The organism is Streptomyces sp. NBC_00554, assembly GCF_041431135.1.
GTDB lineage: Bacteria > Actinomycetota > Actinomycetes > Streptomycetales > Streptomycetaceae > Streptomyces.
The window spans coordinates 8,967,417-8,992,006 of sequence record NZ_CP107799.1 but is presented as its reverse complement, the minus strand read 5'-3'; the positions used below and the strand labels follow the sequence as shown (position 1 = coordinate 8,992,006).

At 70.5% G+C, this 24,590-nt stretch carries 25 protein-coding genes; 16 read left to right on the top strand and 9 right to left on the bottom strand.

The window, feature by feature from the left end:
* Window positions 1–19: 19 nt before the first annotated feature.
* The 7 genes from OG266_RS39930 (at window position 20) to OG266_RS39900 (ending at window position 7,905) form a co-directional block, all read left to right on the top strand.
* The gene (locus OG266_RS39930) at window positions 20–1,225 is read left to right on the top strand and encodes an ROK family protein (protein ID WP_371551807.1); all 1,206 of its coding nucleotides are present in this window, start codon (window positions 20–22) and stop codon (window positions 1,223–1,225) included.
* Between the two features lie 356 nt (window positions 1,226–1,581).
* Window positions 1,582–2,595 carry an acetamidase/formamidase family protein gene (locus OG266_RS39925; RefSeq protein WP_371551806.1) on the top strand — a complete coding sequence of 338 codons (1,014 nt, stop codon included), beginning with the start codon at window positions 1,582–1,584 and terminating at the stop codon, window positions 2,593–2,595.
* Window positions 2,596–2,646: 51 nt separating this feature from the next.
* Window positions 2,647–3,246 carry an N-acetylmuramoyl-L-alanine amidase gene (locus OG266_RS39920; RefSeq protein ID WP_371551804.1) on the top strand — a complete coding sequence of 200 codons (600 nt, stop codon included), beginning with the start codon at window positions 2,647–2,649 and terminating at the stop codon, window positions 3,244–3,246.
* Between the two features lie 31 nt (window positions 3,247–3,277).
* Window positions 3,278–4,654 (top strand): GAF domain-containing protein, encoded by a 1,377-nt coding sequence (locus OG266_RS39915; RefSeq protein WP_371551802.1) that lies wholly within the window; start codon window positions 3,278–3,280, stop codon window positions 4,652–4,654.
* 56 nt (window positions 4,655–4,710) lie between these two features.
* On the top strand, window positions 4,711–6,234 hold the full coding sequence (locus OG266_RS39910) for an aldehyde dehydrogenase family protein (protein ID WP_266468593.1): 1,524 nt from the start codon (window positions 4,711–4,713) through the stop codon (window positions 6,232–6,234).
* 8 nt (window positions 6,235–6,242) lie between these two features.
* Window positions 6,243–6,599: a DUF779 domain-containing protein gene (locus tag OG266_RS39905; RefSeq protein ID WP_266468589.1), complete on the top strand. Its 357-nt coding sequence runs from the start codon at window positions 6,243–6,245 to the stop codon at window positions 6,597–6,599.
* Window positions 6,600–6,675: 76 nt separating this feature from the next.
* Window positions 6,676–7,905, top strand: coding sequence for a phosphodiester glycosidase family protein (locus tag OG266_RS39900; RefSeq protein WP_371551799.1), 1,230 nt, complete (start codon window positions 6,676–6,678; stop codon window positions 7,903–7,905).
* Between the two features lie 41 nt (window positions 7,906–7,946).
* Here the strand turns inward: OG266_RS39900 and OG266_RS39895 are convergent, their stop codons facing one another.
* The 6 genes from OG266_RS39895 to OG266_RS39870 all read right to left on the bottom strand — a co-directional run bounded on the left by OG266_RS39895 (window position 7,947) and on the right by OG266_RS39870 (window position 13,292).
* A complete protein-coding gene (locus tag OG266_RS39895; protein WP_266468584.1) occupies window positions 7,947–8,141 on the bottom strand; it encodes a hypothetical protein in 195 nt (64 codons plus the stop codon).
* A gap of 157 nt (window positions 8,142–8,298) precedes the next feature.
* Window positions 8,299–9,153, bottom strand: coding sequence for a phosphatidylinositol-specific phospholipase C/glycerophosphodiester phosphodiesterase family protein (locus OG266_RS39890; protein WP_266468582.1), 855 nt, complete (start codon window positions 9,151–9,153; stop codon window positions 8,299–8,301).
* A 206-nt stretch (window positions 9,154–9,359) separates the two neighbouring features.
* Window positions 9,360–10,445, bottom strand: a complete 1,086-nt coding sequence (locus tag OG266_RS39885) for an acyl-CoA dehydrogenase family protein (protein WP_371551796.1) — start codon at window positions 10,443–10,445, stop codon at window positions 9,360–9,362.
* Window positions 10,442–11,623 carry an acyl-CoA dehydrogenase family protein gene (locus OG266_RS39880; protein WP_371551794.1) on the bottom strand — a complete coding sequence of 394 codons (1,182 nt, stop codon included), beginning with the start codon at window positions 11,621–11,623 and terminating at the stop codon, window positions 10,442–10,444. The genes OG266_RS39885 and OG266_RS39880 overlap by 4 nt, the downstream gene beginning before the upstream one ends.
* A complete protein-coding gene (locus tag OG266_RS39875) occupies window positions 11,620–12,597 on the bottom strand; it encodes an NADPH:quinone oxidoreductase family protein (RefSeq protein WP_266468574.1) in 978 nt (325 codons plus the stop codon). The genes OG266_RS39880 and OG266_RS39875 overlap by 4 nt, the downstream gene beginning before the upstream one ends.
* A gap of 86 nt (window positions 12,598–12,683) precedes the next feature.
* Window positions 12,684–13,292, bottom strand: a complete 609-nt coding sequence (locus tag OG266_RS39870) for a helix-turn-helix domain-containing protein (RefSeq protein ID WP_371551791.1) — start codon at window positions 13,290–13,292, stop codon at window positions 12,684–12,686.
* A 143-nt stretch (window positions 13,293–13,435) separates the two neighbouring features.
* Here OG266_RS39870 and OG266_RS39865 point away from each other — a divergent pair, with 143 nt between their 5' ends.
* The 5 genes from OG266_RS39865 (at window position 13,436) to OG266_RS39845 (ending at window position 18,152) form a co-directional block, all read left to right on the top strand.
* Window positions 13,436–14,371, top strand: a complete 936-nt coding sequence (locus tag OG266_RS39865) for an NAD(P)/FAD-dependent oxidoreductase (protein ID WP_371551789.1) — start codon at window positions 13,436–13,438, stop codon at window positions 14,369–14,371.
* A 29-nt stretch (window positions 14,372–14,400) separates the two neighbouring features.
* The gene (locus OG266_RS39860; RefSeq protein ID WP_371551787.1) at window positions 14,401–15,939 is read left to right on the top strand and encodes an ATP-dependent DNA ligase; all 1,539 of its coding nucleotides are present in this window, start codon (window positions 14,401–14,403) and stop codon (window positions 15,937–15,939) included.
* Window positions 15,936–16,403 (top strand): NUDIX domain-containing protein, encoded by a 468-nt coding sequence (locus tag OG266_RS39855; protein ID WP_371551785.1) that lies wholly within the window; start codon window positions 15,936–15,938, stop codon window positions 16,401–16,403. The genes OG266_RS39860 and OG266_RS39855 overlap by 4 nt, the downstream gene beginning before the upstream one ends.
* A 98-nt stretch (window positions 16,404–16,501) precedes the next feature.
* Entirely contained in the window at window positions 16,502–17,887 is a 1,386-nt protein-coding gene (locus tag OG266_RS39850; protein ID WP_371551783.1) for an NADP-dependent succinic semialdehyde dehydrogenase, read from the top strand.
* A 25-nt stretch (window positions 17,888–17,912) separates the two neighbouring features.
* Complete coding sequence (locus OG266_RS39845) at window positions 17,913–18,152, top strand: DUF6213 family protein (protein WP_266468554.1); 240 nt, start codon at window positions 17,913–17,915, stop codon at window positions 18,150–18,152.
* A 36-nt stretch (window positions 18,153–18,188) separates the two neighbouring features.
* On the opposite strand, the gene OG266_RS39840 is transcribed toward OG266_RS39845, so the two are convergent.
* The gene (locus OG266_RS39840; RefSeq protein WP_371551781.1) at window positions 18,189–18,863 is read right to left on the bottom strand and encodes a transcriptional regulator; all 675 of its coding nucleotides are present in this window, start codon (window positions 18,861–18,863) and stop codon (window positions 18,189–18,191) included.
* 181 nt (window positions 18,864–19,044) lie between these two features.
* Here OG266_RS39840 and OG266_RS39835 point away from each other — a divergent pair, with 181 nt between their 5' ends.
* Genes OG266_RS39835 through OG266_RS39825 form a run of 3 tightly spaced genes read left to right on the top strand, consistent with a single transcriptional unit; the run spans window position 19,045 to window position 21,858 of the window.
* Window positions 19,045–20,109, top strand: a complete 1,065-nt coding sequence (locus tag OG266_RS39835) for a type III polyketide synthase (protein ID WP_371551779.1) — start codon at window positions 19,045–19,047, stop codon at window positions 20,107–20,109.
* Between the two features lie 5 nt (window positions 20,110–20,114).
* The gene (locus OG266_RS39830; RefSeq protein WP_329550319.1) at window positions 20,115–21,329 is read left to right on the top strand and encodes a cytochrome P450; all 1,215 of its coding nucleotides are present in this window, start codon (window positions 20,115–20,117) and stop codon (window positions 21,327–21,329) included.
* Window positions 21,330–21,336: 7 nt separating this feature from the next.
* Complete coding sequence (locus tag OG266_RS39825; protein ID WP_266468540.1) at window positions 21,337–21,858, top strand: cupin domain-containing protein; 522 nt, start codon at window positions 21,337–21,339, stop codon at window positions 21,856–21,858.
* A gap of 7 nt (window positions 21,859–21,865) precedes the next feature.
* Here OG266_RS39825 and OG266_RS39820 read toward each other — a convergent pair whose 3' ends face one another.
* Window positions 21,866–23,092, bottom strand: a complete 1,227-nt coding sequence (locus OG266_RS39820; protein WP_371551776.1) for an acyl-CoA dehydrogenase family protein — start codon at window positions 23,090–23,092, stop codon at window positions 21,866–21,868.
* A 169-nt stretch (window positions 23,093–23,261) separates the two neighbouring features.
* On the opposite strand from OG266_RS39820, the gene OG266_RS39815 reads away from it, so the two are divergent.
* Window positions 23,262–23,906, top strand: coding sequence for a TetR family transcriptional regulator (locus tag OG266_RS39815; RefSeq protein ID WP_266468534.1), 645 nt, complete (start codon window positions 23,262–23,264; stop codon window positions 23,904–23,906).
* A 143-nt stretch (window positions 23,907–24,049) separates the two neighbouring features.
* On the opposite strand, the gene def is transcribed toward OG266_RS39815, so the two are convergent.
* Window positions 24,050–24,589 (bottom strand): peptide deformylase, encoded by a 540-nt coding sequence (gene def / locus OG266_RS39810; protein ID WP_266468530.1) that lies wholly within the window; start codon window positions 24,587–24,589, stop codon window positions 24,050–24,052.
* Window position 24,590: the final 1 nt, after the last annotated feature.

The window sequence follows — 24,590 nt, the reverse complement described above, 5'->3', positions numbered from 1 at the left end:
GACGAGGACTGACGGAGGCATGACCGCACCGCTGCACGAGGCTCATCCGACCGGTTCCGGCCGCCTGCCCGACACCCAGCAGGGCATGCGCCGCCGCAACCTCTCCCGGGTCATGCACACGGTCAACGCCGAGGGGCCGCTGTCGCGTGCCGCGGTCGCCTCACGCATCGGGCTGACGCGGGCGGCCGTCTCGACGCTGGTGGACGAGCTGATCCGCTCGGGGCTCCTCGATGAGCTGGGACCCGAGCGGCCGGGGCGGGTGGGGCGACCCGGCTCGGCGCTCGCCGTCAGCGGCCACGGTCCCGCGGGGATCGGCGCGGAGGTGGGCGTCGATCATCTCGCGGTGTGCGCGGTCGATCTGCGCGGTGAGGTGCGGGCACGTGCCGTACGGCATGGGACGAACCGCGGCCGGGCGCCCGAGCCCGTGATCGCGGAACTGACCTCGCTGATCCGCCAGGTCATAGCCGAGGCTGAGCGGGAGGGTCTGTGGCCCGCCGGCCTCGCTGTCGCCGTGCCCGGTCTGGTGGCGCGGGACGCCCGGACCGTGGTCCGCGCCCCCAACCTCGACTGGCACGACACGGACCTCGGCGCGCTGCTGCCCGGGGACCTGCCGCTGACCGTCGACAACGAGGCCAACTTCGGCGGCCTCGCGGAACTCTGGCTGGGCGACGCGACTCCGCGCGACTTTCTGCATGTGTCGGCGGAGATCGGCATCGGCGCGGCGGTGCTCGTGGACGGGCGGCTGCTGCGCGGAACGCGCGGTTTCGCGGGCGAGTTGGGGCATGTGCCGGTCCGGCCGGAGGGGCCGCAGTGCCCGTGCGGTGGACGCGGCTGCCTCGAGCAGTACGCGGGTGAGGAGGCCGTCATGCGTGCCGCCGGCCTGGAACCGGGCGCGGACCGGGTGGGTCTCCTCGCCGCGCTTGCCGCCCAGGGCGACGCGGACGTAAGACGCGCGCTGCGCGGAGCCGGGACCGCACTCGGCATCGCGCTGACCGGGGCGGTCAACCTGCTGGATCCGGAGACTGTCGTGCTGGGCGGAGCACTGTCCGGCCTCGCGCCGTGGCTGCTGCCGACGCTGGAGCGCGAGTTGGCGCGGCGCACGGCGGGCCCCGCCTGTGCCGTGTCGGTCTCGCGGCTGGGGCCGGAGGGACCGCTGCTGGGCGCGGCGCACTCGGTGGTACGGGCGGTGCTCGACGATCCCGCGGCGGTGGCGGAACGGTCATAGCGGGGCGGGGGCGGTTGTCGCGCGGGCAGTCGCAGCGGGGGCGGTCGCGTTCGTGACGCGAGCCGTCGCATCACGGACGGTGGGACGGTGGCAGGGCAGTCGTCGTGGCGCGGGCAACGGTGCTCGGCGTAGGCGCTGCCGCGGCCGGCACACGTCAGGACGTGCGCCGCTGAACACCAGTACCCCCTTTCGGGTGACCGAGTTGTCCACAACCTCGCGCCTGTCCACTGATTCATGCGCGTCTTCCCTGCTCAACCGACAAGCGCCGTACCGTGATTCACGCGAGGCACGGCCGTCGGACCGATGGCAGTGTGTCCGGCACCAACGCACCCTTGGCAGAGCGGAGCTGTGCAGACATGAGCGACCCCCGAATCCTGACCGTGCGGCCCGAACCGGGCGAGTACGCGTGGACGTTCGGCGGCGCGCCGCCCGTCGCGCGCATCACGCCCGGCACCGTCCTCGACCTGTACACGGAAGACTGCTTCGCCGGCCGGGTGCGGTCCGAGGAGGACCTGGTGTCCGAGGTCTGCGAGTTCCCCTTCCTCAACCCGCAGACGGGACCCTTCCACGTGGAGGGAGCGGAACCGGGCGACACGGTCGCGGTGCACTTCGTGTCGATCGAACCGGCCCGCGACTGGGCGGCGTCGACGACGGTCCCCCTCTTCGGCGCGCTCACCTCCACACACACCACGGCCACTCTGCAGCCGCCGCTGCCGGAGACCGTGTGGATCTGGCAGCTCGACCGGGAGCGGCGCACGGCGTTGTTCCGCGCGCGTGAGAGTGACATCCAGATCGAGCTGCCCATGGACCCGATGCACGGAACCGTCGGTGTGGCGCCCGCGAACCTGGAGGTGCGCTCCGCGCTGGTGCCCGACGCGCACGGCGGGAACATGGACACTCCGGAGATGCGGGCCGGCGTCACCTGCTATCTCGGAGTGAACGTCGAGGGCGCCCTGTTGAGCCTCGGAGACGGGCACGCGCGGCAGGGCGAGGGCGAGACCTGCGGAGTCGCCGTCGAGTGCGCGATGAACACGGTGGTGATCGTCGAACTGCTCAAGGGGATCGCCACCCCCTGGCCGCGCATCGAATCCGACACTCACATCATCTCGACCGGGTCGGCACGCCCGCTGGAGGACGCGTTCCGGATATCCCAGCTCGACCTGGTGCGATGGCTGGTGCGCGACTACGGATTCAGTGAGCTGGACGCGTACCAGTTCGCGACCCAGGCGGTCGAGTCGCCGCTCGCCAACGTCTGCGACACCAACTACACATGCGTCGCCAAGCTCCGCAAGGAATGGCTGCCCGCACGTGAGACATACCGCGGGCTGCACACAGAGCTCCGCGGAAGGGCCGCGGCACTCGGGTTGTGAGCCAACGGACCCCCGGCATTCGCTCCGCCACCACCGAAAGGCAGATCCCCCATGGAACGGGCCAGATCGTTCCCCAGTCGACGACGTCTCCTGAAGGGCGCCGCCCTCGCCGCCCTCCCCTACGCGTTACTCCCCGACGCACGGGCCACGGCACAGGCCTCGGCCGTCGACTACCCGCTCGCCGAATGGACTCCGGCGACCACGTCCAACTACACGGCGTCCAGTCGGCCGACGAGTTATCCGCTCGACTACGTGGTCATCCACGTCACACAGGAGAACTACTCCGACACCCTGTCCATCTTCCAGAACCCGCAGAAGAAGGTGTCCGCCCACTACCTCGTGCGATCGGCCGACGGGCATGTGGCGCAGTGCGTGAGAGAGCGCGACGTCGCCTGGCACGCGGGGAACTGGGACTACAACACGCGCAGCATCGGTATCGAGCACGAGGGCTGGGTGGACCAGCCCGCCTACTTCACCAACGCCCTTTACGAGGAGTCGGCCAAGCTCACCGCAGCGATCTGCACCAGATACGGCATCTCCAAGGACCGCGCGCACATCATCGGCCACTACGAGGTGCCGGGCACCGACCACACCGATCCGGGGCCGAACTGGGACTGGACGCGCTTCATCAGGCTCGTCAACTTCGCCTGAGCGCTTGTCCGGGCCCGCACCGGGAGTGACGATGGGTCCCAGCCGCATCGCCTTCCGGGAGGCCGAGTTGACCGATCCATGGGTGGCCCTGGAACCGGGCGCCGATCCCGTCGAGCGGGTGCGGATCCTGCGCCGCGCCCACAAGGCGTTCACCGAGGCGGGCACGATGCCGCGGCCGGTCCGCTCGGTGGTGGCCGATTCGTGGCGGCGTTCGGCGCGGGCCGGGGTCATACCGGACGGCACCGCGAGCGTGGAGCTCACGGACGGTGATCTCGGTTCGTACCGGGCGGAACATCCGCTGGCCCGGGTGATGCCGCTGTTCCGTGAGCTCATGGGGACGTTCGCGGCGGACGGGGAGCATCTGCTGGCGGTGTGCGACGCCCAGGGCAGGCTGCTGTGGGTCGAGGGCCATCCGGCGACACGGCGGCAGGCGGGGCGGATGAACTTCGTGCCGGGTGCGCGCTGGTCGGAGACCTCGGTCGGGACGAACGCGCCCGGCACGGCGGTCGCCTTGGACCGGCCGGTGCAGGTGTTCGCGGCCGAGCATTTCATCCGCCGCGTCCAGCCTTGGACATGCGCGGCGGCGCCGGTGCACGATCCGCGCACCGGGCGAGTACTCGGCGCGGTCGACATCACCGGCGGAGACGGGCTCGCCCATCCGCACAGTCTCGGTTTCGTCCAGGCGGTGGCGCGGGCGGCGGAGTCCCAGTTGGCGCTGCTCGCACCGCCGAAGGCCACCGGCGACACCATCGAACTGTCCGCGCTGGGGCGCGACGAGGCTCAACTGGTCGCGGGCGGCCGGAAGATCAGGCTCAGTCGCAGGCACAGCGAGATCCTGGTGCTGCTGACCCGGCACCCGGAAGGGCTGACGGGCGACGAGTTGCTGTGCGCGTTGTACGAGGACGAGTCGGTGACGCCGGTGACCCTGCGCGCCGAACTCACCCGGCTGCGCCGGCTGCTGGGCCCGGGACTGCTGGACTCGCGCCCGTACCGGCTCACGGCGCCGGTCGAGTCCGACGTCGCGGTAGTCGAGCGGCGGCTCGGTACCGGCGCGGTGACGGCCGCCGCGTCGGCGTACGCGGGTCCGTTGCTGCCGGGGTCGGAGGCCCCGGCGGTGGTGCGGTTGCGGCGCAGGGTCGCCGACGGGCTGCGTGCGGCGCTCATCGCCCGCCGCGATCCCGACCTGTTGGCGGAGTGGTCCCGCGCGCCGTGGGGCGAGGACGACCTCGACGTATGGCGGGCGCTGGCGGCCGTACGACCCACAGCGGTCGTGCGAGCACGCCTGAGTGCGCTGGAGTCCGAGCTGTCGGCACCCCTGACACGCATGGCGCACCCGCCATGGACGCGACGAGCAGCCCAGAGGGAGCCGCGAACGTCCGCAACGTACTTGCAACGTCCCCGCTCCTAGCCTCGCGGCGAGAGCTGCCCAACGGCGGGCAGCGCTTCTCCGGGAGGCAGACCCGCATGACCCGTTACACGGCGCCCGGCACTGATGGCGCGATCGTCTCCTACCAGGCTCGCTACGACCACTTCATCGGCGGAGAGTACGTTCCGCCGGCCCGCGGGCAGTACTTCGAGAACCCGAGTCCGGTGAACGGGCAGCCCTTCACCGAGATCGCGCGGGGCACCGCGGAGGACGTGGAGCGCGCCCTCGACGCGGCACACGCGGCCGCACCCGCCTGGGGGCGCACCTCGACCACCGCGCGCAGTGACATCCTGCTGAAGATCGCCGACCGGATGGAGGCGAACCTGGAGAAGCTGGCGGTAGCCGAGAGCTGGGAGAACGGCAAGCCCGTACGCGAGACCCTGGCCGCCGACATCCCGCTCGCCATCGACCACTTCCGCTACTTCGCGGGGGCGATCCGCGCCCAGGAGGGTTCGGTCGGCGAGTTGGACGACGACACCGTCGCGTACCACTTCCACGAGCCGCTCGGCGTCGTCGCGCAGATCATCCCGTGGAACTTCCCGATCCTGATGGCGGTCTGGAAGCTCGCCCCGGCCCTCGCCGCCGGCAACGCGGTCGTCATCAAGCCCGCCGAGCAGACCCCCGCGTCCATCCACTACTGGATGAGCCTGATCTCCGACCTGCTGCCGCCCGGTGTGGTGAACATCGTCAACGGCTTCGGCGTGGAGGCGGGCAAGCCGCTCGCGTCCAGTTCGCGCGTGGCGAAGGTCGCGTTCACCGGCGAGACCACGACGGGGCGGCTGATCATGCAGTACGCCTCGGAGAACATCAAGCCGGTCACGCTGGAGCTGGGCGGCAAGTCGCCGAACATCTTCTTCGACGACGTCTGGGCAAGGGACGACGACTTCCGCGACAAGGCCCTCGAAGGCTTCACGATGTTCGCGCTCAACCAGGGCGAGGTGTGCACCTGTCCGTCCCGGGCGCTAATCCAGCGCGGAAACTACCGGGAGTTCCTGGAGGCGGCGGTCGCCCGCACCGAACTCATCAAGCCGGGGCATCCGCTCGACACCGACACGATGATCGGTGCGCAGGCCTCCAACGACCAGCTGGAGAAGATCCTCTCCTATCTCGACATCGGCCGGCAGGAAGGCGCCAAGGTGCTCACCGGCGGCGAGCGCGTCGAGTACGACGGAGAGCAGAAGGGCGGTTACTACGTCCAGCCGACGATCTTCGAGGGCGACAACCGGATGCGGATCTTCCAGGAGGAGATCTTCGGTCCGGTCGTCTCGGTCACGTCGTTCGACGACTTCGACGACGCCATCAAGATCGCCAACGACACGCTGTACGGGCTCGGGGCCGGCGTGTGGACGCGCGACATCAACACCGCCTACCGAGCCGGCCGTGCCATCCAGGCGGGCCGCGTCTGGACGAACTGCTACCACGCCTACCCTGCGCACGCGGCGTTCGGCGGCTACAAGCAGTCGGGCATCGGCCGTGAGAACCACAAGATGATGCTGGACCACTATCAGCAGACCAAGAATCTCCTGGTCAGCTACTCCCCGCAGAAGCTCGGCTTCTTCTAGCCGCCGCGGTGGATGCCACCCCTCGCGTGGAGCTGACCCCCGCGGCCGCCGAACTGGTGCGGCGGCTGCGGGACGTCCACGGCCCGCTGATGTTCCACCAGTCCGGCGGCTGCTGTGACGGCAGCGCGCCCATGTGCTACCCGGAGGGCGAGTTCCGTACCGGTGGCTCGGACGTCCTGCTGGCCGAGCTGGACGTCGACGGCGTCGACGAGCCGGTGACGTTCTGGATGGCGAAGAACCAGTACGAACTCTGGAGCCACACGCGGCTGATCGTCGATGTCGTGGCGGGCCGCGGCAGCGGCTTCTCACTGGAAGCACCCGAAGGAGTGCGTTTTCTGACCCGTTCCCGTCTGGTCGGCGGGTAGCCACTGCCACGGCCACCCGCCGTCTGATGAACTCCCCTTGAGTTCTCCGACAGTTGACGAGACATCAGGGGGCACGGTGGCACGTCGTAACCGACGGTTCAGAACGGCACTGACGGTTGTCGCGGCATGGAGTGCGCTGGCCGGTACCGCCCTTGTGGGGGCGGCACCGGCCAGCGGCGCGCCGAGAGTCACGCGCATCGCAGCCGGCGTCCATTACAAGGAGTTGGACATCCCGGCCGCCAACGGTGTGGCGCACGCACATGTGCTGACCATCGATATGCGCAACCCACATGTGCGGGTCGACCTCCTCTACCCCGGAGCCGTCGCATCCCGGGCGCCCGTGTCCCAGCTGGCCGGTGCCCAGGGTGCCGTCGCGGGCGTCAACGGCGACTTCTTCAACATCACGGAAACCCAGCATCCAGGGGTCGCGGCCACGGGCGCCACCGTGGGCCCGGCGATCGCGAGCGGGCACGCGCTGAAGGCGGCGGTCCCGAACGGCCAGCGCTTCGGGCCGGCCCTGCCGCCGGGGACGACCACCAAGGACGTGTTCGGCGTGGGCCCGGACCGCAAGGCCCGGCTGGGCAGCCTGGCCCTCGACGGCTCGGTACGCAGCGCCGAGGGCAAGTGGCCGCTCGGCGGGCTCAACCAGTACGCGCTGCCGGTGGGTTCGATCGGTGCGTTCACCTCGGACTGGGGAAGTGTCTCCCGGGTGCGCTCCACATGTGGCACGGACACCAACCGGGCCGCGCCCTGTAGTACGGACACCTATGAGGTGACGATCAAGAAGGGGCAGGTCGTGTCGTCGGCCAACACACCCGGCAGCGGTCCCATCGCTTCCGGCACAACCGTCCTGGTGGGCCGCGAGGCGGGCGCCCAGCAGTTGCGGAAGTTGTCGACGGGCGAGCCGGTGCGGCTACGGCACCGTCTGGTGGCGGAAACCTCCCGGATCCCGTACCGCTTCGCGCTCGGCGGCTATCCGGTGCTCGACGACGGTCTGCCGCTGCCGGGCCTCGACAACACCACCGCGGCCGTACGGACCGCCGTGGGCATCGCGGACGGCGGACGACGTCTACTGCTTCTCGCCCTCGACGGCGCGCCCGCTTACCGCAGTGGGCTCACCATCGCCGAAGTCGCGGACACCATGCGGAAGTTGGGCTCGGTCGACGCCTTCAGCCTCGATGGCGGCGGCTCCACCACCATGGTCGCCGAGCAGCCGGGGGCCGACGTGGTGAGCGTCCTCAACCATCCCAGCGGAGGCGCCGAACGCCCGGTCCCGAACGGCATCGGCGTGTTCTCAAGCCCCTGACGCCATAGAGCCGCAGGGGCATCGACCGACCTCGCAGGGGCTCACGGTTTGAGGCTGCTCACAATGTCCGCCGTTGCCGTGAGCCCGTCGTGGATGGTCGGCGCCATGCTCGTGCTCGACAGATAGAAGCCGAGCAGAACACAGACCACGGCGTGCGAGAGCTTCAGTGCGCCGTTGCGCACGAAGATCACCGCGAGGATCAGGAGCAGTACCACCACAGAGATGGAAATGGCCATCGTCAACCTCCTCCGCCACGTCGACACCGCGGCTTTCGGCCGCAAGTGTCGCGTAGCAGAGGGTTCGTCCGGGCGGCTGACGTGTCCTCCGAACGTGTGGTGTCTACGACCAATAATGCGACCAGTCATGCGGTCGCTCGTGCGTGTGTGCTGCGGGTCAGTGCGCGTCCAGGAACGCTTCGAGGCCCGCGAGGTCGTCGGTGTTGAAGTAGTCGACGTCGGCGGCGAGGAGTTCGCTCCACAGGGCGTCACGGGCCGGGCCCGCCAGATCCGGCGTCGCCCAGAACCTCACCTTCTGCCGGCGCGCGTGCGCCGCGGCGATGATGCCACGCAGTTTCTCGCGCTCGGCGGCGGGGAACGGGCCGGTGCCCAGCCAGGTGAAGTTGAGCGTCCAGTTGTCGCTGATCAGCGGAATGAAGGAGGCGGTGGCCGCGCTCCCGAGGTCGGCGAGCCGGCCGTCGTAGAAGGCGCGCCGCACCGTCTGGGCCTCCATGGGCGTACGGGCGGCGCGGTCGCCGGAGATCACGGCGGTGACCGCGCCGGGGTACACGCGGCCGTGCTTGTACGTGGTGAAGAGGTTCTTGTACCGGCGCAGGTGGCGGTCGAGTTCGAGGTACGTCGAGGAGCCCTCGGTCTTGATGTCGATGAGGAGTTGCAGGGGTGTGCGGTAACCCCGGTACACCGAGCCGTGGTTGGCCTTCACGCGGGCGGCGAGGGGGTCGAGGTAGAGGGATTCGATGGTCCGGGTCGGGTCGAGGTCGACGGGGTCGTGGGCGACGAGAAGCTGGTCGCCGACGAGGTAGATGTCGACCTCGACGCTGCCGAAGCGGTGGTCGAGGGCGTCGAAGAGGGGCCGCGGGTGGTCGTAGTCGTTGTGCGCGTGGGCGCGCCACAGCGGGCGCGGGCGGTGCTTCTGCTCCCCCGCCAGTGCGGACGTTGCGGGCAGCGCGACGGCGCCCGCGAAGGCGGCGCCGAGGGTGGTGAGGGCTCTGCGTCGGGTGGTAAGGGCCATGCTCTGCCTCCCTGGAATGCCGTACAGGACCTCAGCGAGTATGCGATCCATCGGCGCCCAAGGAGCAGGCCCGTGCGGGGAGTTGGCTGGACTGCCTCCGTACGTTCACCTCGTCGGCCGTACGTTCAGACGCAGGCCGCACGACGGGGTACACGAAGGCCCGCCCCCGGAATTGGGGGCGGGCCTGTTGGGAACTACGGCCTACGTCAGGGCATCTGGAGGTCGACGAGCCCCGCCAGCGCCTCGCGATGCGCGCCCGCCGTGCCGTACGCGATCGAGTCCGCCTTGGCGCGCTTGAGGTAGAGGTGGGCGGGGTGCTCCCACGTCATGCCCAGGCCGCCGTGCAGCTGGACGGCTTCCTCGGCGGCGTGGACGGCGACGGGCGCCGCGTACGCCTGGGCGAGTGCGACCGCCACGTCGGTGTCCTCGCTGCCGGTGGCGAGCGCGTCGGCGGCGTTCCGGGCGGCGGCGCGCGCGTGCACGACTTCCAGCCACAGTTGTGCGAGCCGGTGCTTGAGCGCCTGGAAGCCGCCGACGGGCCGGTTGAACTGCTTCCGCTCCTTCAGATAGCGGACGGTCTCTGTCAAACACCAGTCGGCCAGGCCGAGTTGCTCGGAGACAAGCAGTCCGGCACCGGCGCGCAGAGCCCGTCGTACGGCAGGTTCTGCAGCGCCCACACGACGGGCTCGCGCTCCGTCGAAGGCGACCGTGGCGACCGGCCGGGTGAGGTCCAGGGACACCTGCGGCGTGACGGTGACGGCGTCCGCGTCCACCGCGTAGAGACCGCCGTCCGCTGCCGGAACCAGGAACACATCGGCCGCCACCGCGTCTGCGATGCCGGTCAACTCCCCGTACAGGGCCCCGTCTTCATGCCGTACGTCCTTGTAGGCGCCGCCCGGTGCGACGGACAGGGAGACGGCGAGCGCACCCACCGTCCGTCCGGACGCCAGCGCGCCCAGCAGTTCCGCGGACTCATCGCCCTCGCAGGCGAGCAGTGCCTCGGTCGCGACGACAGCGCTCGTCAGATACGGCACGGGTGCAACCGCTCGGCCCAACTCCTCCAGAACCACGGCGACTTCGCGGTGCGTGGCGCCCTGGCCGCCCTGCGACTCGGGCACGAGGAGACCGGCGAGGCCCATCCCGTCGGAGAGCGCCTTCCACAGTTCGCGGTCGTGCGGCGCGTCCGACTCGGTCCGCACGATGACGCCCGCCGCGTCGCAGTGGTCCGTGAGAAGGTCGCGAACGGCTGCCCGCAGCGCCTCTTCCTCCTCCGAATACAGCAGGTCGCTCATCGCGCCAGGTCCTTCCATGCGACGTCCTTGTCGGTGCGCGGCTCGGAGGGCAGGCCCAGCACGCGTTCGGCGACGATGTTCAGCAGTACCTCGCTGGTCCCGCCCTCGATGCTGTTGCCCTTGGAGCGGAGGTAGCGGTAGCCGGCGTCGCGGCCGGTGAAGTCGACCAGCTCCGGTCGGCGCATGGTCCAGTCCTCGTACAACAGGCCCTCCTCGCCGAGGAGTTCGACCTCCAGGCCGCTGATCTCCTGGTTGAGGTGGGCGAAGGCGAGCTTCAGTCCGGAGCCCTCGGGGCCGGGCTGGCCCGCCACGAGCTGCTGGCGCACCCGCTCGCCGGTGAGCCGGGCGACCTCGGCCTCGACCCACAGCTTCAGCAGCCGCTGGTGCAGGTCGTGGGTGCGCAGTTCGGGGCGCTCGCGCCAGGTCTTGGAGACCGGGCCGATCATGCCGCCCTCGCGCGGGATGCGCATGCCGCCGATGGACACGCGCTCGTTCATGAGCGTGGTCTGGGCGACCCGCCAGCCGTCGCCGATCTCCCCGAGGCGGTGCGCGTCCGGGATGCGCACGTCGGTGAGGAAGACCTCGTTGAACTCGGCCTCGCCGGTGATCTGGCGCAGTGGCCGCACCTCGACGCCGGGGTCGGTCATGTCGCAGATGAAGTACGTGATGCCGCGGTGCTTGGGTACGTCCGGGTCGGTGCGGGCGATGAGGATGGCCCAGCGGGCGAGGTGGGCGCTGGACGTCCACACCTTCTGGCCGTTGACCACCCAGTTGTCGCCGTCACGGACGGCGCGCGTGCCGAGTGCCGCGAGGTCGGAACCGGCACCGGGCTCGCTGAAGAGCTGGCACCAGACCTCTTCGCCGACCCAGAGCGGGCGCAGGAAACGGCGCTTCTGCTCCTCCGTGCCGAAGCCGAGGATCGTCGGCGCGGCCATGCCGAGGCCGATGCCGATGCGCCGCGGGTCGTTGTCGGGCGCTCCCGCGGCCTCCAACTCGGCGTCCACGACGGCCTGGAGGGAGCGCGGGGCGCCGAGTCCGCCGAGGCCCTCGGGGTAGTGCACCCAGGCGAGTCCGGCGTCGAAGCGGGCCTTGAGGAAGTCCAGCCGGTCGGTCGAAAGCGGCGGGTGCGCCGCCAGCAAGTCCTGTGTGAGGCGGCGCAGTTCGGCGGCGTCAGTCATACGGCTTCTCCGTTCCCGAGCGCGGGGACCACGACGACGCGGCCCGTCGTGACACCGTCGGCGACCCGCTGCACTGCGGCAGCCGCACCGCCGAGCGGCACGCGCTCGCTCACCAACGGCTTGATCGCGCCCCGCGCGGCCAGCTCGGTGAGCCGCTCGTGGCAGTGCTGGACCAGCTTCGGGTTCTTGGTGTTGTAGAGGCCCCAATGCAGGCCGAGGATCGAGTAGTTCTTCACGAGGGCGTGGTTCAGCGCCGGACTCGGAATGGACCCGCTCGCGAAGCCCACCACGACGATCCGGCCCTCGAAGGCGACGACCTTGGTGGACTGGGTATAGGCCTCACCGCCGACGGGGTCGTAGATCACGTCGGCGCCCCGGCCGCCGGTGGCTTCCTTCACGGCTCCGATGACGTCCTCGGCACGCCGGTCGATGACGACGTCGCAGCCCAGTTCGCGGGCGACGGCGGCCTTGTCGGCCCCGCCCACGACGCCGATGACCGTGGCGCCCGCGGCCTTGCCGAGCTGCACGGCGGCGCTGCCGACGCCGCCGGCCGCCGCGTGCACGAGCAGGGTCTCGCCGGCCTCGAGTGCCGCGCGCCGGTGCAGACCGAACCAGCCCGTCTGGTAGCCGATGTGCAGGGCTGCCGCCTCGGCGTCGTCGAGGGCGTCCGGCGCGGGCAGCAGGGCGGCTCCGTCCGCGACGGCGTACTCGGCGAAACCGCCGTACGGCAGCGCGGGGTTGGCGAGCACGCGGCGGCCGTCCTCGGTCTCGCCGCAGATCTCCACGCCGGGCGTGAACGGCAGCGGCGGCCTGACCTGGTAGTGCCCACGGCACATCAGCGCGTCCGGGAAGTTGATGTTCGCCGCGCGCACCTTGAGCAGGACCTGGCCCTCGGCGGGCACCGGCCGCTCCACGTCGTCGAGGCGCATCACCTCGCCCGGCTCGCCGTTCTGGTGCACTTGCCATGCCTGCATGCGGGGCCTCCACGGGACTTCTTCGTCTGACCGGGCTCACAGGCATACTAAGCGGTCGCTTGCCGATCAGGGAACAGTCGCGTCCGTCACGCCCGGGTGGGCCGCGCCCTGACGTGCATCCGCTCCCCCTGCGGACCGAAGAGGCTCAGGAACTCCGCGGGCCCCTCGCCCGTCGACCCGAACCAGTGCGGTACCCGGGTGTCGAACTCCGCCGCCTCCCCCGGACCGAGCACGACGTCATGGTCGCCGAGCACCAGCCGCAGCCGCCCGGAGAGCACATACAGCCATTCGTAGCCCTCATGGGTCCGCGGCTCCGGCTCCATCCTGCGCACGGGTTCGAGCACCTTGAACGCCTGGAGCCCGCCGGGCTGCCGAGTCAGCGGCCAGTACGTCCGACCGTGCCGCACGATCGGCTTGGAGCGGACGCGCGGATCGCCCACCGGCGGCGCCCCGACCAGCTCGTCGAGCGCCACCTGGTGGGCTCGGGCGATCGGCAGCAGCAGCTCCAGGCTGGGCTTGCGCAAACCGGACTCCAGGCGCGAGAGCGTGCTCACGGAGATACCGGTCGCCTCGGACAGGCCCGCGAGCGTCGCCCCCCGCTCCTTCCTGATCCGCCGCAGCCGCGGCCCGACCTCGGCCAGGACGTCGTCCGGCCGGGAGCCCTCCTGGGAGTCCGTCTGGGAATCCTCGCTCATGCCCGCATCACCCGTCCCGCTCATGCCCGCATCACTCATCCCGCTCATGCCGCTCATCCCGACCATCTCCATATTGCAGAATCGGCAAAGCCATTTGTCAATCCTGCCACCTTCGAGGGACGTTCTTCATGGAGGTGGTCACCATGACCGAGAGGTACGAAGCGATCGTCATCGGCGGCGGCGCGGCAGGACTGTCGGCCGCACTCGTCCTGGGGCGCGCCCGGCGCTCCACCCTGGTCGTCGACGGGGGCGAGCCGCGCAACGCGCCCGCCGCGCACATGCAGGGCTATCTCACGCGGGACGGCATGCCGCCCGCCGAGTTCCTCGCCGAGGGGCGCCGGGAGATCGAGCAGTACGGCGTCGACCTGGTCCGGGACCGTGCGGTGGACGTGGTCCCGGACGGAACCGGGGAGTTCGACGTGACGCTGGCGGAAGGGCGCACCGTGCACGCGCGGCGGCTGGTCGTCGCCACCGGCCTTGCCGACGAACTGCCGTCGGTTCCCGGTGTCGCCGAGCGCTTCGGGCGGGACGTGCTGCACTGCCCGTACTGCCACGGCTGGGAGGTCCGCGACGAGGCCTTCGGCGTGCTGGCCACCACCCCCATGAGCGTGCACCAGGCGCTGATGGTCAGCCAGTGGTCGAAGGACGTGACGCTGTTCCTGCACACGGTCGCCGAGGACGAGCTGACCGATGACGACCTGCGCCGGCTCGCTGCTCCCGGGGTCGCCGTGGTGCCCGGCGAGGTCGCGGGGCTGGTCGTCGACGACGACCGCCTCACGGGCGTACGGCTCGGCGACGGCACGGTGCACGACCGCTCGGTGCTGTTCGTCGCGCCCCGCGCGGTGCCGCGCACCGGTCTCCTCGAGCGGCTGGGCGCCGAGCTGCGGGAGACTCCGTTCGGCTCGTATCCCGTGGTCGACGAGACCGGCCGGACGACCGTGCCCGGCGTGTGGGCGGCGGGCAACGCGATGGGGTTCTCGGAACAGGTCGTCAACGCGGCGAGCGGCGGCTACCGGGCGGGCGCCATGATCAACGCGGACCTGCTCTTCGCGGACCTCGACGCGGCCGTGCGGGTGTAGAGCGGCCGGCTCCGTAGCACCATGGCTGCATGCTGCTGAGCCGGCTCGCCCATGTGTCCCAGGAGGTCGCCGCCACCTCGGCGCGCTCCCGGAAGACCGCTCTGCTCGCCGAGCTCTTCCGGGACGCCGACGCGGACGACGTGCCGATCGTGATCCCGTATCTGGCGGGCCGCCTCCCGCAGGGGCGCCTCGGCATCGGCTGGAAGATCCTCAGTACGCCCGTCTCCCCCGCGTCGGAACCGACGCTGACCGTCCGCGAGGTGGACGCCCGGCTCACCGAGCTCGGCGGGGTCTCGGGCACCGGATCGCAGGCCGAACGGGCGCGCCTGGTGGGCGAGTTGATGGCGGCGGCCACCGAGGGCGAGCAGCGCTTCCTGTACGGGCTGCTCGCCGGTGAGGTCCGGCAGGGCGCGCTGGACGCGGTCGCGGTCGAGGGGCTCGCCCAGGCGACCGGCGCACCCGCCGGGGACGTACGACGGGCGGTGATGCTCGCCGGATCGCTGCAGACGGTGGCGCAGGCGCTCCTTTCGCACGGCCCGGCGGCGCTGGACGGCTTCCGGCTCACCGTCGGCCGACCGGTGCTGCCGATGCTGGCGCACACCGCCGCTTCGGTGTCCGAGGCGGTCGACAAGCTCGGCACCTGCGCGGTCGAGGAGAAGCTCGACGGCATTCGCGTACAGGTCCACCGTGACGGCGACGACGTAGGGATCTACACCCGCACCCTCGACGACATCACCGACCGGCTTCCCGAACTCACCGCTGCCGCACTGGAGTTGAAGGGCGAGCGGTTCATCCTGGACGGCGAGGTCATCGCCCTGGACACGGACGGGCGCCCGCGCTCCTTCCAGGAGATCGCCGGGCGCGTGGGCTCTCGCGTGGACGTGGCCACGGCCGCCGAAGCGGTGCCCGTCTCCCCCGTCTTCTTCGACGCGCTGTCCGTCGACGGGCAGGACCTGCTGGACCTGCCGTTCGCCGAGCGGCACGCGGAGCTGGCGCGGCTGGTGCCTGAGCCGCTACGGGTGCGGCGCACGCTCGTGTCGGGTCCCGGAGACCTCCCAGCAGCGGAGAAGTTCCTCGCGGACACGCTCGCTCGCGGGCACGAGGGTGTTGTGGTCAAAGCCCTGGACGCTCCCTACAGCGCGGGCCGGCGCGGTGCCTCCTGGCTGAAGGTCAAGCCCGTGCACACTCTGGACCTGGTGGTTCTCGCGGCCGAGTGGGGGCACGGGCGGCGCACCGGGAAGCTGTCCAACCTGCATCTGGGCGCGCGGAACGAGGACGGGTCCTTCGCGATGCTGGGCAAGACGTTCAAAGGCATGACGGACGCGATGCTGACCTGGCAGACCGAGCGGCTGAGAGAGCTGGCCGTCGAGGACAACGGCCACGTCGTGACCGTACGACCCGAACTCGTCGTCGAGATCGCGTACGACGGCCTCCAGAAGTCCACCCGCTACCCGGCCGGCGTCACCCTCCGCTTCGCCCGCGTCGTGCGCTACCGCGAGGACAAGACCCCTGCCGAGGCCGACACGGTCGCGACCCTGCTCGCCGCGCACCCGGAGGTGACCCCGTGACGACCGCCAAGCGCAGCGCCGGACTGCTGTTGTTCCGGCACACGGACAACGGCCTTGAGGTGTTGCTCGGCCATATGGGCGGCCCCTTCTTCGCGCGACGCGGCGCCGGGGCCTGGACCCTGCCCAAGGGTGAGTACGAGCCGGACGAGACCGCCTGGGAGGCCGCGCGCCGCGAGTTCCAGGAGGAGCTGGGACTGCCGCCGCCCGACGGCGAGGCCCTGCCCCTGGGCGAGGTCCGGCAGAGCAGCGGCAAGATCGTCACGGCCTGGGCGATCGAGGCCGATCTCGATCCGGCGACCGTGGTCCCCGGCACCTTCGAGATGGAGTGGCCACCGAAGTCGGGCCGCCGGCAGGCGTTCCCCGAGCTGGACCGGGTGGAGTGGCTCGGCCTGGAACGGGCCCGGGCGCTGATCGTGAAGGCGCAGGCGGGGTTTCTGGACCGACTGATGGAGCACACGGGGTGAGAGCCGGTGCGACTCCGGTTCGCAAGCACGCCCTCCACGTTGCGCCGCACCCCGGCGCGCGGGAGGGTCGAGGAACAGCCAGCTTCAGGAGGTCGGCCATGCCCATCGCGACGGTGAACCCTGCGAACGGCGAGACGCTCAAGACGTACGACGCCCTGGGCGCCGAGGAGATCGAGCGCAGGCTCGCGACCGCCGAGGCCGCGTTCCGCACCCATCGCAGCACCTCCTTCGCCGAGCGGGCGCGGCTGCTCCACAAGGCCGCCGACCTTCTCGAAGAGGATCAGCAGGAGATCGGCCGGGTGATGACCACCGAGATGGGCAAGCCGGTCAAGCAGGCCCGCGCGGAGGCCGCGAAGTGCGCGAAGGCGATGCACTGGTACGCCGACCACGCGGAGGGACTCCTCGCCGACGAGGAGCCGGCCGAGTCCGACGTCAAGGACTCCGGCGCCTCCCGGGTACTCGTGCGCTACCGCCCACTGGGCCCTGTCCTCGCCGTCATGCCGTGGAACTTCCCGCTGTGGCAGGTGATCCGGTTCGCCGCGCCCGCGCTGATGGCGGGCAACGTGGGCCTGCTCAAGCACGCCTCGAACGTGCCGCAGACCGCCCTCTACCTGGAGGACCTCTTCCGCCGCGCGGGCTTCCCCGAGGGCTGTTTCCAGACGCTGCTCATCGGCTCCGGCGCCGTCGAGGACATCCTGCGCGACCCGCGCGTCAAGGCGGCCACGCTCACCGGGAGTGAACCGGCGGGGCGTGCGGTGGCCTCCGTCGCCGGGGACGAGGTCAAGAAGACGGTGCTGGAGCTGGGTGGCAGCGACCCGTACGTCGTCATGCCGTCCGCCGACCTCGACCGGGCCGCGAAGACCGCGGTGACGGCGCGTGTCCAGAACAACGGGCAGTCGTGCATCGCCGCCAAGCGGTTCATCGTGCACACGGACGTGTTCGACGCCTTCGCCGAACGTTTCACGGCCGGCATGAAGGCTCTGAAGGTCGGCGACCCGCTCGACGAGGACACGGACGTCGGGCCGCTCTCCACCGAACAGGGCCGCGGTGACCTGGAGGAACTGGTCGACGACGCGGTCGAGGCCGGTGCGACGGTCCTCTGCGGCGCGGAACGCCCTGACGGGCCCGGCTGGTACTACGCGCCGACGATCCTCGCCGACGTCACACCCGAGATGCGCATCCACCAGGAGGAGGCCTTCGGGCCCGTCGCGACCCTCTACCGGGTGGCTGACCTGGACGAGGCGGTGGCTCTCGCCAACGACACGCCGTTCGGACTCAGTTCGAACGTGTGGACGCGCGACGGGGCCGAGGTGGACCGGTTCGTCCGTGATCTGGAGGCGGGTGGCGTGTTCGTCAACGGGATGACGGCGTCCCACCCCGCGTTCCCGTTCGGCGGGGTGAAGCGGTCCGGCTACGGGCGTGAACTGTCGGGGCACGGAATCCGCGAGTTCTGCAACATCACCACCGTATGGCACGGAGCGTGAGCGTTCCGCGGTTACGATCCCCTCTGTGAACCGCGAAGTGACCCTGCCTCTGATCGTCGACGACCGCGGCACGTTGCAGGTGGCGGCCGCCGACGTCAGCAAACTGCTGCGCACGGTGGGCGGCCGGTGGCTGCATCTGGTGGAGGCCGGCCAGGACGGGCTCGACGAGGACACAGTGGCGGCGCTCACGATCGAACTCGCCAAGCTCGCCGACCGCATCGACGTGGCCTGCATCGCGCACAGCAGCGGGACGACGTCCGACTGAGCACCCCGAATCGACACGGCGTCAGTCGACGCCGTGTCAGCCCGGTCGCCCGTCGAGTTCCCACAACGCGTGCCAGAACTTCGCCTCGCAGCCCTGCAGCAGGCGGCCGTACCGGTACGCCTCGTCCTCGTCGACCCGCCCGCCGTCCAGCCCCGCCTGCACGGCTGCCAGTGCCTTCCGCTCCAACTCCGGCGCGGGCTCGGCGAAGAAGTCGAAGAAGCCGCAGGCCTCGTCCTCGAAGCCGTAGTGGCGGCGCAGGGCCTCCGCGATCGTCGCGCAATAGCCGCCCCACGCCGCGAAGTTGGCGCTCAGCGCGAGCACCACGTCGGCGGGTGAACCGTTCAGGGCCAGCCAGGCGACGTACGCGGGATAGCTCCGGCAGTCCGCGAGCGGCTCGTACGCGGCCGCCAGTGCCTCATCGGCCCCGCACGCGGCGGTGTACGCGCCCAGCCGGTCCTCGGCCAGAGCCTCACCCTCAGCGAGCATTGCGAAGAAGGCCGCACTCTCGGGCCCGGCGTCCGGCCGCTGCGCCAGATGCAGGAACGCGCGGCGGTCCGCGGCGATCACATGGCGCTGTTCGAGGGCGAGCGCGGCGAGTGTGGAGCGCTGCGCCGCGCCCCGGGCGATCAGGGGCAGAAGCCGGTTGGCATGGGGGTCGGGGGCGAGCTTCCCGGTAATGCTCCCCCGCAGGTCACTGGCCGTCCGTGTCATCGCGTACCCCTTCGGTGCGGCGTTCGCCGAGCTCCTTGGATCAGGATCCCACTTGTCGGGCCATGTCCCCGATCTGGCGTAATCCGACGAGATATCCGCGCCCTGCCGGGTGATCGTGGGGGAACCACCCTTCCGCCGGGGGACGAACGGTTCCCCGGAAGGCGAAAGTAGGCGCTTCCTCATGGCGACTTTGTGCAGACCCGCGGTCTCAGTCCCCGAGTACGTGATCACAATGGAGGAGACGCTGGAGCTGGCACGCTCCCGTCACGCCGACCACCCCCAACTCCCCCTGGCCCTGCGGCTGATCGAGAACACCGGGGTTCGTACCCGGCACATCGTGCAGCCCATCGAGGAGACCCTCAAGCACCCGGGCTTCGAGGACCGCAACAGGGTCTACGGGAACGAGGCGAAGGCCCGCGTCCCCGCCGTCGTGCAGCGGGCGCTGGACGACGCCGAGCTCCTCACCACCGACATCGACGTGATCATCTACGTGTCGTGCACCGGGTTCATGATGCCCTCGCTCACGGCCTGGCTGATCAACGCGATGGACTTCAGCAGCGACACCCGGCAGATACCCATAGCCCAGCTGGGCTGTGCGGCCGGCGGCGCCGCGGTCAACCGGGCGCACGACTTCTGCTCGGCCTACCCCGAGGCCAACGCACTCATCGTGGCCTGCGAGTTCTGCTCGCTCTGCTACCAGCCCACCGACCTCGGCGTCGGCTCGCTGCTGTGCAACGGCCTGTTCGGCGACGGCATCGCCGCCGCGGTCGTCCGCGGAAAGGGCGGCACGGGCATCAAGCTGGAGCGCAACGCCTCGTACCTGATCCCCAAGACCGAGGACTGGATCATGTACGACGTCCGCGCCACGGGATTCCACTTCCTGCTGGACAAGCGGGTGCCGGCCACCATGGAGCCGCTTGCCCCGGCGCTCCACAACCTCGCGCGCCAGCACGGCTGGAATGCCTCCGACCTGGACTTCTACATCATCCACGCCGGTGGCCCGCGAATCCTGGACGACCTCAGCAAGTTCCTCGAGGTCCCGCCGGAGGCATTCCGGTTCAGCCGGGCCACCCTCACCGAGTACGGGAACATCGCCAGCGCCGTCGTCCTGGACGCGCTGCGCCGGCTGTTCGACGAGGGCGGCGCGGAGCACGCCGCGCGCGGCATGCTCGCGGGCTTCGGCCCGGGCATCACCGCGGAGATGTCCCTGGGCCGCTGGAGCAACGCAACCAACGAATCGACGTGACCTGGATGACCGAGAAGACGATCACCGAGGCCCTGCCGCCGGTCCGCCACTGGCCCGCGCTCAACCTGACCGGCGTGGACTTCGACCCGGTTCTGACCGAGCTGATGCGCGAGGGCCCGGTCACCCGGATCCAGCTGCCCAACGGCGACGGCTGGGCATGGCTGGTGACGCGGTACGACGACGTCCGCATGGTGACGAACGACTCCCGCTTCAGCCGTGAGGCCGTCATGGGGCGGCAGGTCACCCGGCTCGCCCCGCACTTCATCCCCTCGGCGGGCGCGGTCGGCTTCCTCGACCCGCCCGACCACACGCGGCTGCGCCGCTCGGTGGCCGCGGCCTTCACGGCGCGCGGGGTCGAGCGGCTGCGCGACAGCGCACGGCGGATGCTCGACGAACTCGTCGACGAGATGCTCGACACCGGTTCGCCCGCCGATCTCACCGAGGCGATCCTGAGTCCCTTCCCCATCGCCGTCATCTGCGAGCTGATGGGCGTCCCGGCCGCCGACCGGCACAGCATGCACATCTGGACCCAGCTGATCCTGTCCTCCTCGCACGGCGCCGATGTCAGCGAGAAGGCCAAGAACGAGATGGGCGCGTACTTCACGAAGCTCATCGGCGAGCGTGCCGGAAGTACGGGCGAGGACGTCGGTTCGCTGCTCGGCGCGGCCGTGGGCCGGGACGAGATCACGATGGAGGAGGCCGTCGGCCTCGCCGTGCTCCTCCAGATCGGCGGCGAGGCGGTCACCAACAACAGCGGGCAGATGTTCTTCATCCTGATGACCCGCCCCAAGCTGGCCGAACAGCTCCGCGCCGATCCGGCGATCCGGCCCCAGGCCATCGACGAGCTGCTGCGCTACATCCCGCACCGCAGCGCGGTCGGCCTCTCCCGGATCGCCATGGAGGACGTCGACGTCCATGGCGTGCGGATCCGGAAGGGCGACGCGGTGTACGTGTCGTACCTGGCCGCCAACCGCGACCCGGACGTCTTCCCGGACCCCGAGATGATCGACTTCTCGCGCAACCCGAACCCGCATGTGTCATTCGGCTTCGGCCCGCACTACTGCCCGGGCGGGATGCTCGCCAGGCTGGAGTCCGAGCTGATGGTCGACGCGCTCCTGGACCGGGTGCCGGGGCTGCGACTCGCCGTACCGCCGGAGCAGGTCCCCTTCAGGAAGGGCGCGTTGATCCGTGGACCCGAGGCCCTGCCCGTGACGTGGTGAGCGTCGGATGACCGCGTCCGAGGGGCTGCTCGTACCGCCCGGTCACGGCCGGGTCGTGCAGACGCCCGCCCAGCACGTGACGTTCAAGGTCACCGGCTCACACTCGCGCATGGCGTCCACCTTCGAGGTCCTGGTGCCCCCCGGCTTCGACGTGGGCGCCCATGTGCACACGCGCAGCGAGGAGTTGTTCTACGTTCTCGAAGGCGAGCTGGACGTCCTCGCCTTCGAGCCGCGGGTGCGCACACCCGACAACTGGCAACGCTGGGAGTCGGGTTCGGGCACCCGGGTGGTGCGGGCGACCCCGGGCACGGTCATCGTCGTACCGCCGGGATGCCCGCACGCCTTCTCCAACCCGACCGAGACGCCCGCGAAGATGTTCTTCCAGGCGTCACCGCCGCCGGACCACGAGCGGTACTTCGAGGAACTCCTGGAGATCCTGGGCACGGGCGGCCCGCCGGACGTCGCGGCGATCGAGGCGCTCCGGGCGCGGTACGACATCGAGCAGCTCACGCCTCTGAAGCACCGCTGAGCGCCGCCTAGCGGATCGGCATCCCCGACAGCGTGCGCGCGATCACGAGCCGCTGGATCTCGCTCGTGCCCTCGAAGATGGTGTAGATCGCGGCGTCGCGGTGCATCCGCTCGACCGGGTACTCCCGGGTGTAGCCGTTGCCACCGAGGATCTGGATCGCCTGCCCGGTGACCTTCTTCGCGGTCTCACTGGCGAACAGCTTCGACATGGACCCCTCGGCCGCGGTGAACGGCTTGCCGTTGACCGCCATCCAGGAGGCGCGCCAGGTCAGCAGGCGCGCCGCGTCGATCGACGTCCGCATGTCGGCGAGCTGGAAGGCGACCCCCTGGTTGTCGATGATCGGGCGCCCGAACTGCTCACGCGTCATCGCGTACTCGAGGGCCACCTCGTACGCGGCCCGCGCGGTGCCGACCGCCATCGCGGCGACCGCCGGACGGGACGCCTCGAACGTGGCCATCGCCGCGTTCTTCACGCGCTCGCCGCCCGACTTGGCGCGCTCACGGGCGCGGGCGAGGCGCTCGTCCAGCTTCTCCTTGCCGCCGAGGAGGCAGGAGCCGGGGACGCGGGCGTTCTCCAGGACGACCTCGGCGGTGTGCGAGGCGCGGATGCCGTGCTTCTTGAACTTCTGGCCCTGGGACAGGCCCGGCGTACCGGCGGGGACGATGAAGGAGGCGTGCCCCTTGGAGCCGAGCTCGGAGTCGACGACCGCGACCACGACGTGGACGTTGGCTATGCCGCCGTTGGTCGCCCAGGTCTTGGTGCCGTTGAGGACCCACTCGTCCTTGGCCTCGTCGTAGACGGCGCGCGTGCGCATGGAGGCCACGTCGGAGCCGGCGTCGGGCTCGGAGGAGCAGAAGGCCGCGACCTTGACATCGTTGGCATCGCCGTACATCTGGGGGATCCAGGTGCCGATCTGCTCCTCGGTGCCGTTGGCGAGGACGCCCACGGCGGCGAGGCCGGTGCCGACGATCGACAGGGCTATGCCCGCGTCGCCCCAGAACAGTTCCTCCATGGCCATCGGTATGCCGAGTCCGGTGGGGTCGAAGTACTGCTGCGCGTAGAAGTCCAGGGAGTAGATGCCGACCTTCGCGGCCTCCTGGATGACCGGCCACGGCGTCTCTTCACGCTCGTCCCACTCGGCGGCCGCGGGGCGGATCACATCGGAGGCGAAACCGTGGAGCCAGTCCCGGACCTCCTTCTGATCGTCGTTGAGCTCCATCGTGAACTCGGCCATGACCCCTCCAGCAATGCACTAAAGTGTTACTTGCGGTAACTGGAGTCTGTTACTGACCAGTAGGAAAAGTCAACTCCCGAACCGCGCTCGGCAGCCCGTTCGATACACATGCGCCATTGAGTGTTAGTTTGCGCAGGCGTCACCGAATCAGCACGGGTGGGGAGAGACCATGGACACCACACAGCGGACCGATCAGCAGAGGTCCGCCGAACGCCGACGGCGCGAGCTGCTGGAGGCCGCAGACAGAGTGGTGCTCCGTGACGGTCCCGGAGCCTCGATGAATGCCATCGCCGCGGAGGCGGGCATCACCAAGCCGATCCTGTACCGCCACTTCGGCGACAAGGGCGGACTCTACGCCGCTCTCGCCAAGCGGCACACCGACGCCCTCCTCGGATCGCTGCGCGCCGCGCTCGACGCGCCGGCCGAGCGCCGCGAGCGCGTCGAGGCCACGCTCGACACGTACTTGGCGGCCATCGAGTCACACCCTCAGGTCTACCGGTTCCTGATGCATCCCACGGAGGGCGGCCAGCCGGGCGACCCCGGCTTCGACGTGGGCAAGCACTCCGCTCCGCTGCTCCGACGCATGGGCGAGGAGTTGGCGGAGGTCATCGAGGAGCGGGTGGACCTCGGGCCCGACAGCCAGCAGCTCGCGCGGGTGTGGGGGCACGGGATCGTCGGCATGATGCATGCGGCCGGAGACTGGTGGCTGGGTGAACGGCCTTGCTCCCGGGCCGAGTTGGTACGGAGTCTGGCCGACCTGCTGTGGGGGCGGTTGGCTGCCGCCGGGGACAGGGTTGGCGGGCCGGGGTTCTGACGGCCGTCTCTCGGCTGCGGACCGATGTGGCTGGTCGCGCAGTTCCCCGCGCCCCTGAAGGGGCGCTGTCGGCACCCGGCGTCTTTAGGGGCGCGGGGAACTGCGCGACCAGCCCCCACTTGCCCGCAGCCGACCGCCAAAGCTCACCGCCCCCAAGACGCCCGCGCCGCCTGCCTCATCACCCGGCGATGGCGCCAACCGGTGAGCCGGTCCACGTACACCCCACCGTCAAGGTGATCGCACTCGTGTTGCAGGCACCGTGCGAACCAGCCGGTGCCGTGCACCCGCAACCGGTCGCCGTCCACGGTGAAGCCCTCGACGACCGCGTGGTCGTACCGCTCGGTCCCCGCCTCGAGGCCCGGCAGGGACAGACAGCCCTCCGGTCCGCGCAGGACCACACCGTCCGCCTCGACGAGACGTGGGTTCACCACATGGCCGACGTGGCGGATGTCCTCGTCGTCCGGGCAGTCGTATACGAAGACGCTGAGGGACTCGCCGACTTGGTTGGCGGCGAGGCCGACGCCCTGGGCGGCGTACATCGTCGCGAACATGTCCTCGACGAGACGGGCGAGTTGGGGACCGAAGTCGGTGACTTCCGCGCACTTCGCGTGCAGGACGGGGTCGCCGAGCAGGGTGATGGGCCGGACGCGCCCTCGGGAGCCCGGGATGGAGCCGTGTCGCATG

Excerpts from the sequence above, each read along its gene's own strand:
- OG266_RS39930 (WP_371551807.1), top strand. The coding sequence starts at position 20 with ATGACCGCACCGCTGCACGAGGCTCATCCGACCGGTTCCGGCCGCCTG.
- OG266_RS39925 (WP_371551806.1), top strand. The coding sequence starts at position 1,582 with ATGAGCGACCCCCGAATCCTGACCGTGCGGCCCGAACCGGGCGAGTAC.
- OG266_RS39920 (WP_371551804.1), top strand. The coding sequence starts at position 2,647 with ATGGAACGGGCCAGATCGTTCCCCAGTCGACGACGTCTCCTGAAGGGC.
- OG266_RS39915 (WP_371551802.1), top strand. The coding sequence starts at position 3,278 with ATGGGTCCCAGCCGCATCGCCTTCCGGGAGGCCGAGTTGACCGATCCA.
- OG266_RS39910 (WP_266468593.1), top strand. The coding sequence starts at position 4,711 with ATGACCCGTTACACGGCGCCCGGCACTGATGGCGCGATCGTCTCCTAC.
- OG266_RS39895 (WP_266468584.1), bottom strand. The coding sequence starts at position 8,141 with ATGGCCATTTCCATCTCTGTGGTGGTACTGCTCCTGATCCTCGCGGTG.
- OG266_RS39890 (WP_266468582.1), bottom strand. The coding sequence starts at position 9,153 with ATGGCCCTTACCACCCGACGCAGAGCCCTCACCACCCTCGGCGCCGCC.
- OG266_RS39885 (WP_371551796.1), bottom strand. The coding sequence starts at position 10,445 with ATGAGCGACCTGCTGTATTCGGAGGAGGAAGAGGCGCTGCGGGCAGCC.
- OG266_RS39880 (WP_371551794.1), bottom strand. The coding sequence starts at position 11,623 with ATGACTGACGCCGCCGAACTGCGCCGCCTCACACAGGACTTGCTGGCG.
- OG266_RS39875 (WP_266468574.1), bottom strand. The coding sequence starts at position 12,597 with ATGCAGGCATGGCAAGTGCACCAGAACGGCGAGCCGGGCGAGGTGATG.
- OG266_RS39870 (WP_371551791.1), bottom strand. The coding sequence starts at position 13,292 with ATGAGCGAGGATTCCCAGACGGACTCCCAGGAGGGCTCCCGGCCGGAC.
- OG266_RS39865 (WP_371551789.1), top strand. The coding sequence starts at position 13,436 with ATGACCGAGAGGTACGAAGCGATCGTCATCGGCGGCGGCGCGGCAGGA.
- OG266_RS39860 (WP_371551787.1), top strand. The coding sequence starts at position 14,401 with ATGCTGCTGAGCCGGCTCGCCCATGTGTCCCAGGAGGTCGCCGCCACC.
- OG266_RS39850 (WP_371551783.1), top strand. The coding sequence starts at position 16,502 with ATGCCCATCGCGACGGTGAACCCTGCGAACGGCGAGACGCTCAAGACG.
- OG266_RS39840 (WP_371551781.1), bottom strand. The coding sequence starts at position 18,863 with ATGACACGGACGGCCAGTGACCTGCGGGGGAGCATTACCGGGAAGCTC.
- OG266_RS39835 (WP_371551779.1), top strand. The coding sequence starts at position 19,045 with ATGGCGACTTTGTGCAGACCCGCGGTCTCAGTCCCCGAGTACGTGATC.
- OG266_RS39830 (WP_329550319.1), top strand. The coding sequence starts at position 20,115 with ATGACCGAGAAGACGATCACCGAGGCCCTGCCGCCGGTCCGCCACTGG.
- OG266_RS39825 (WP_266468540.1), top strand. The coding sequence starts at position 21,337 with ATGACCGCGTCCGAGGGGCTGCTCGTACCGCCCGGTCACGGCCGGGTC.
- OG266_RS39820 (WP_371551776.1), bottom strand. The coding sequence starts at position 23,092 with ATGGCCGAGTTCACGATGGAGCTCAACGACGATCAGAAGGAGGTCCGG.
- OG266_RS39815 (WP_266468534.1), top strand. The coding sequence starts at position 23,262 with ATGGACACCACACAGCGGACCGATCAGCAGAGGTCCGCCGAACGCCGA.
- def (WP_266468530.1), bottom strand. The coding sequence starts at position 24,589 with ATGCGACACGGCTCCATCCCGGGCTCCCGAGGGCGCGTCCGGCCCATC.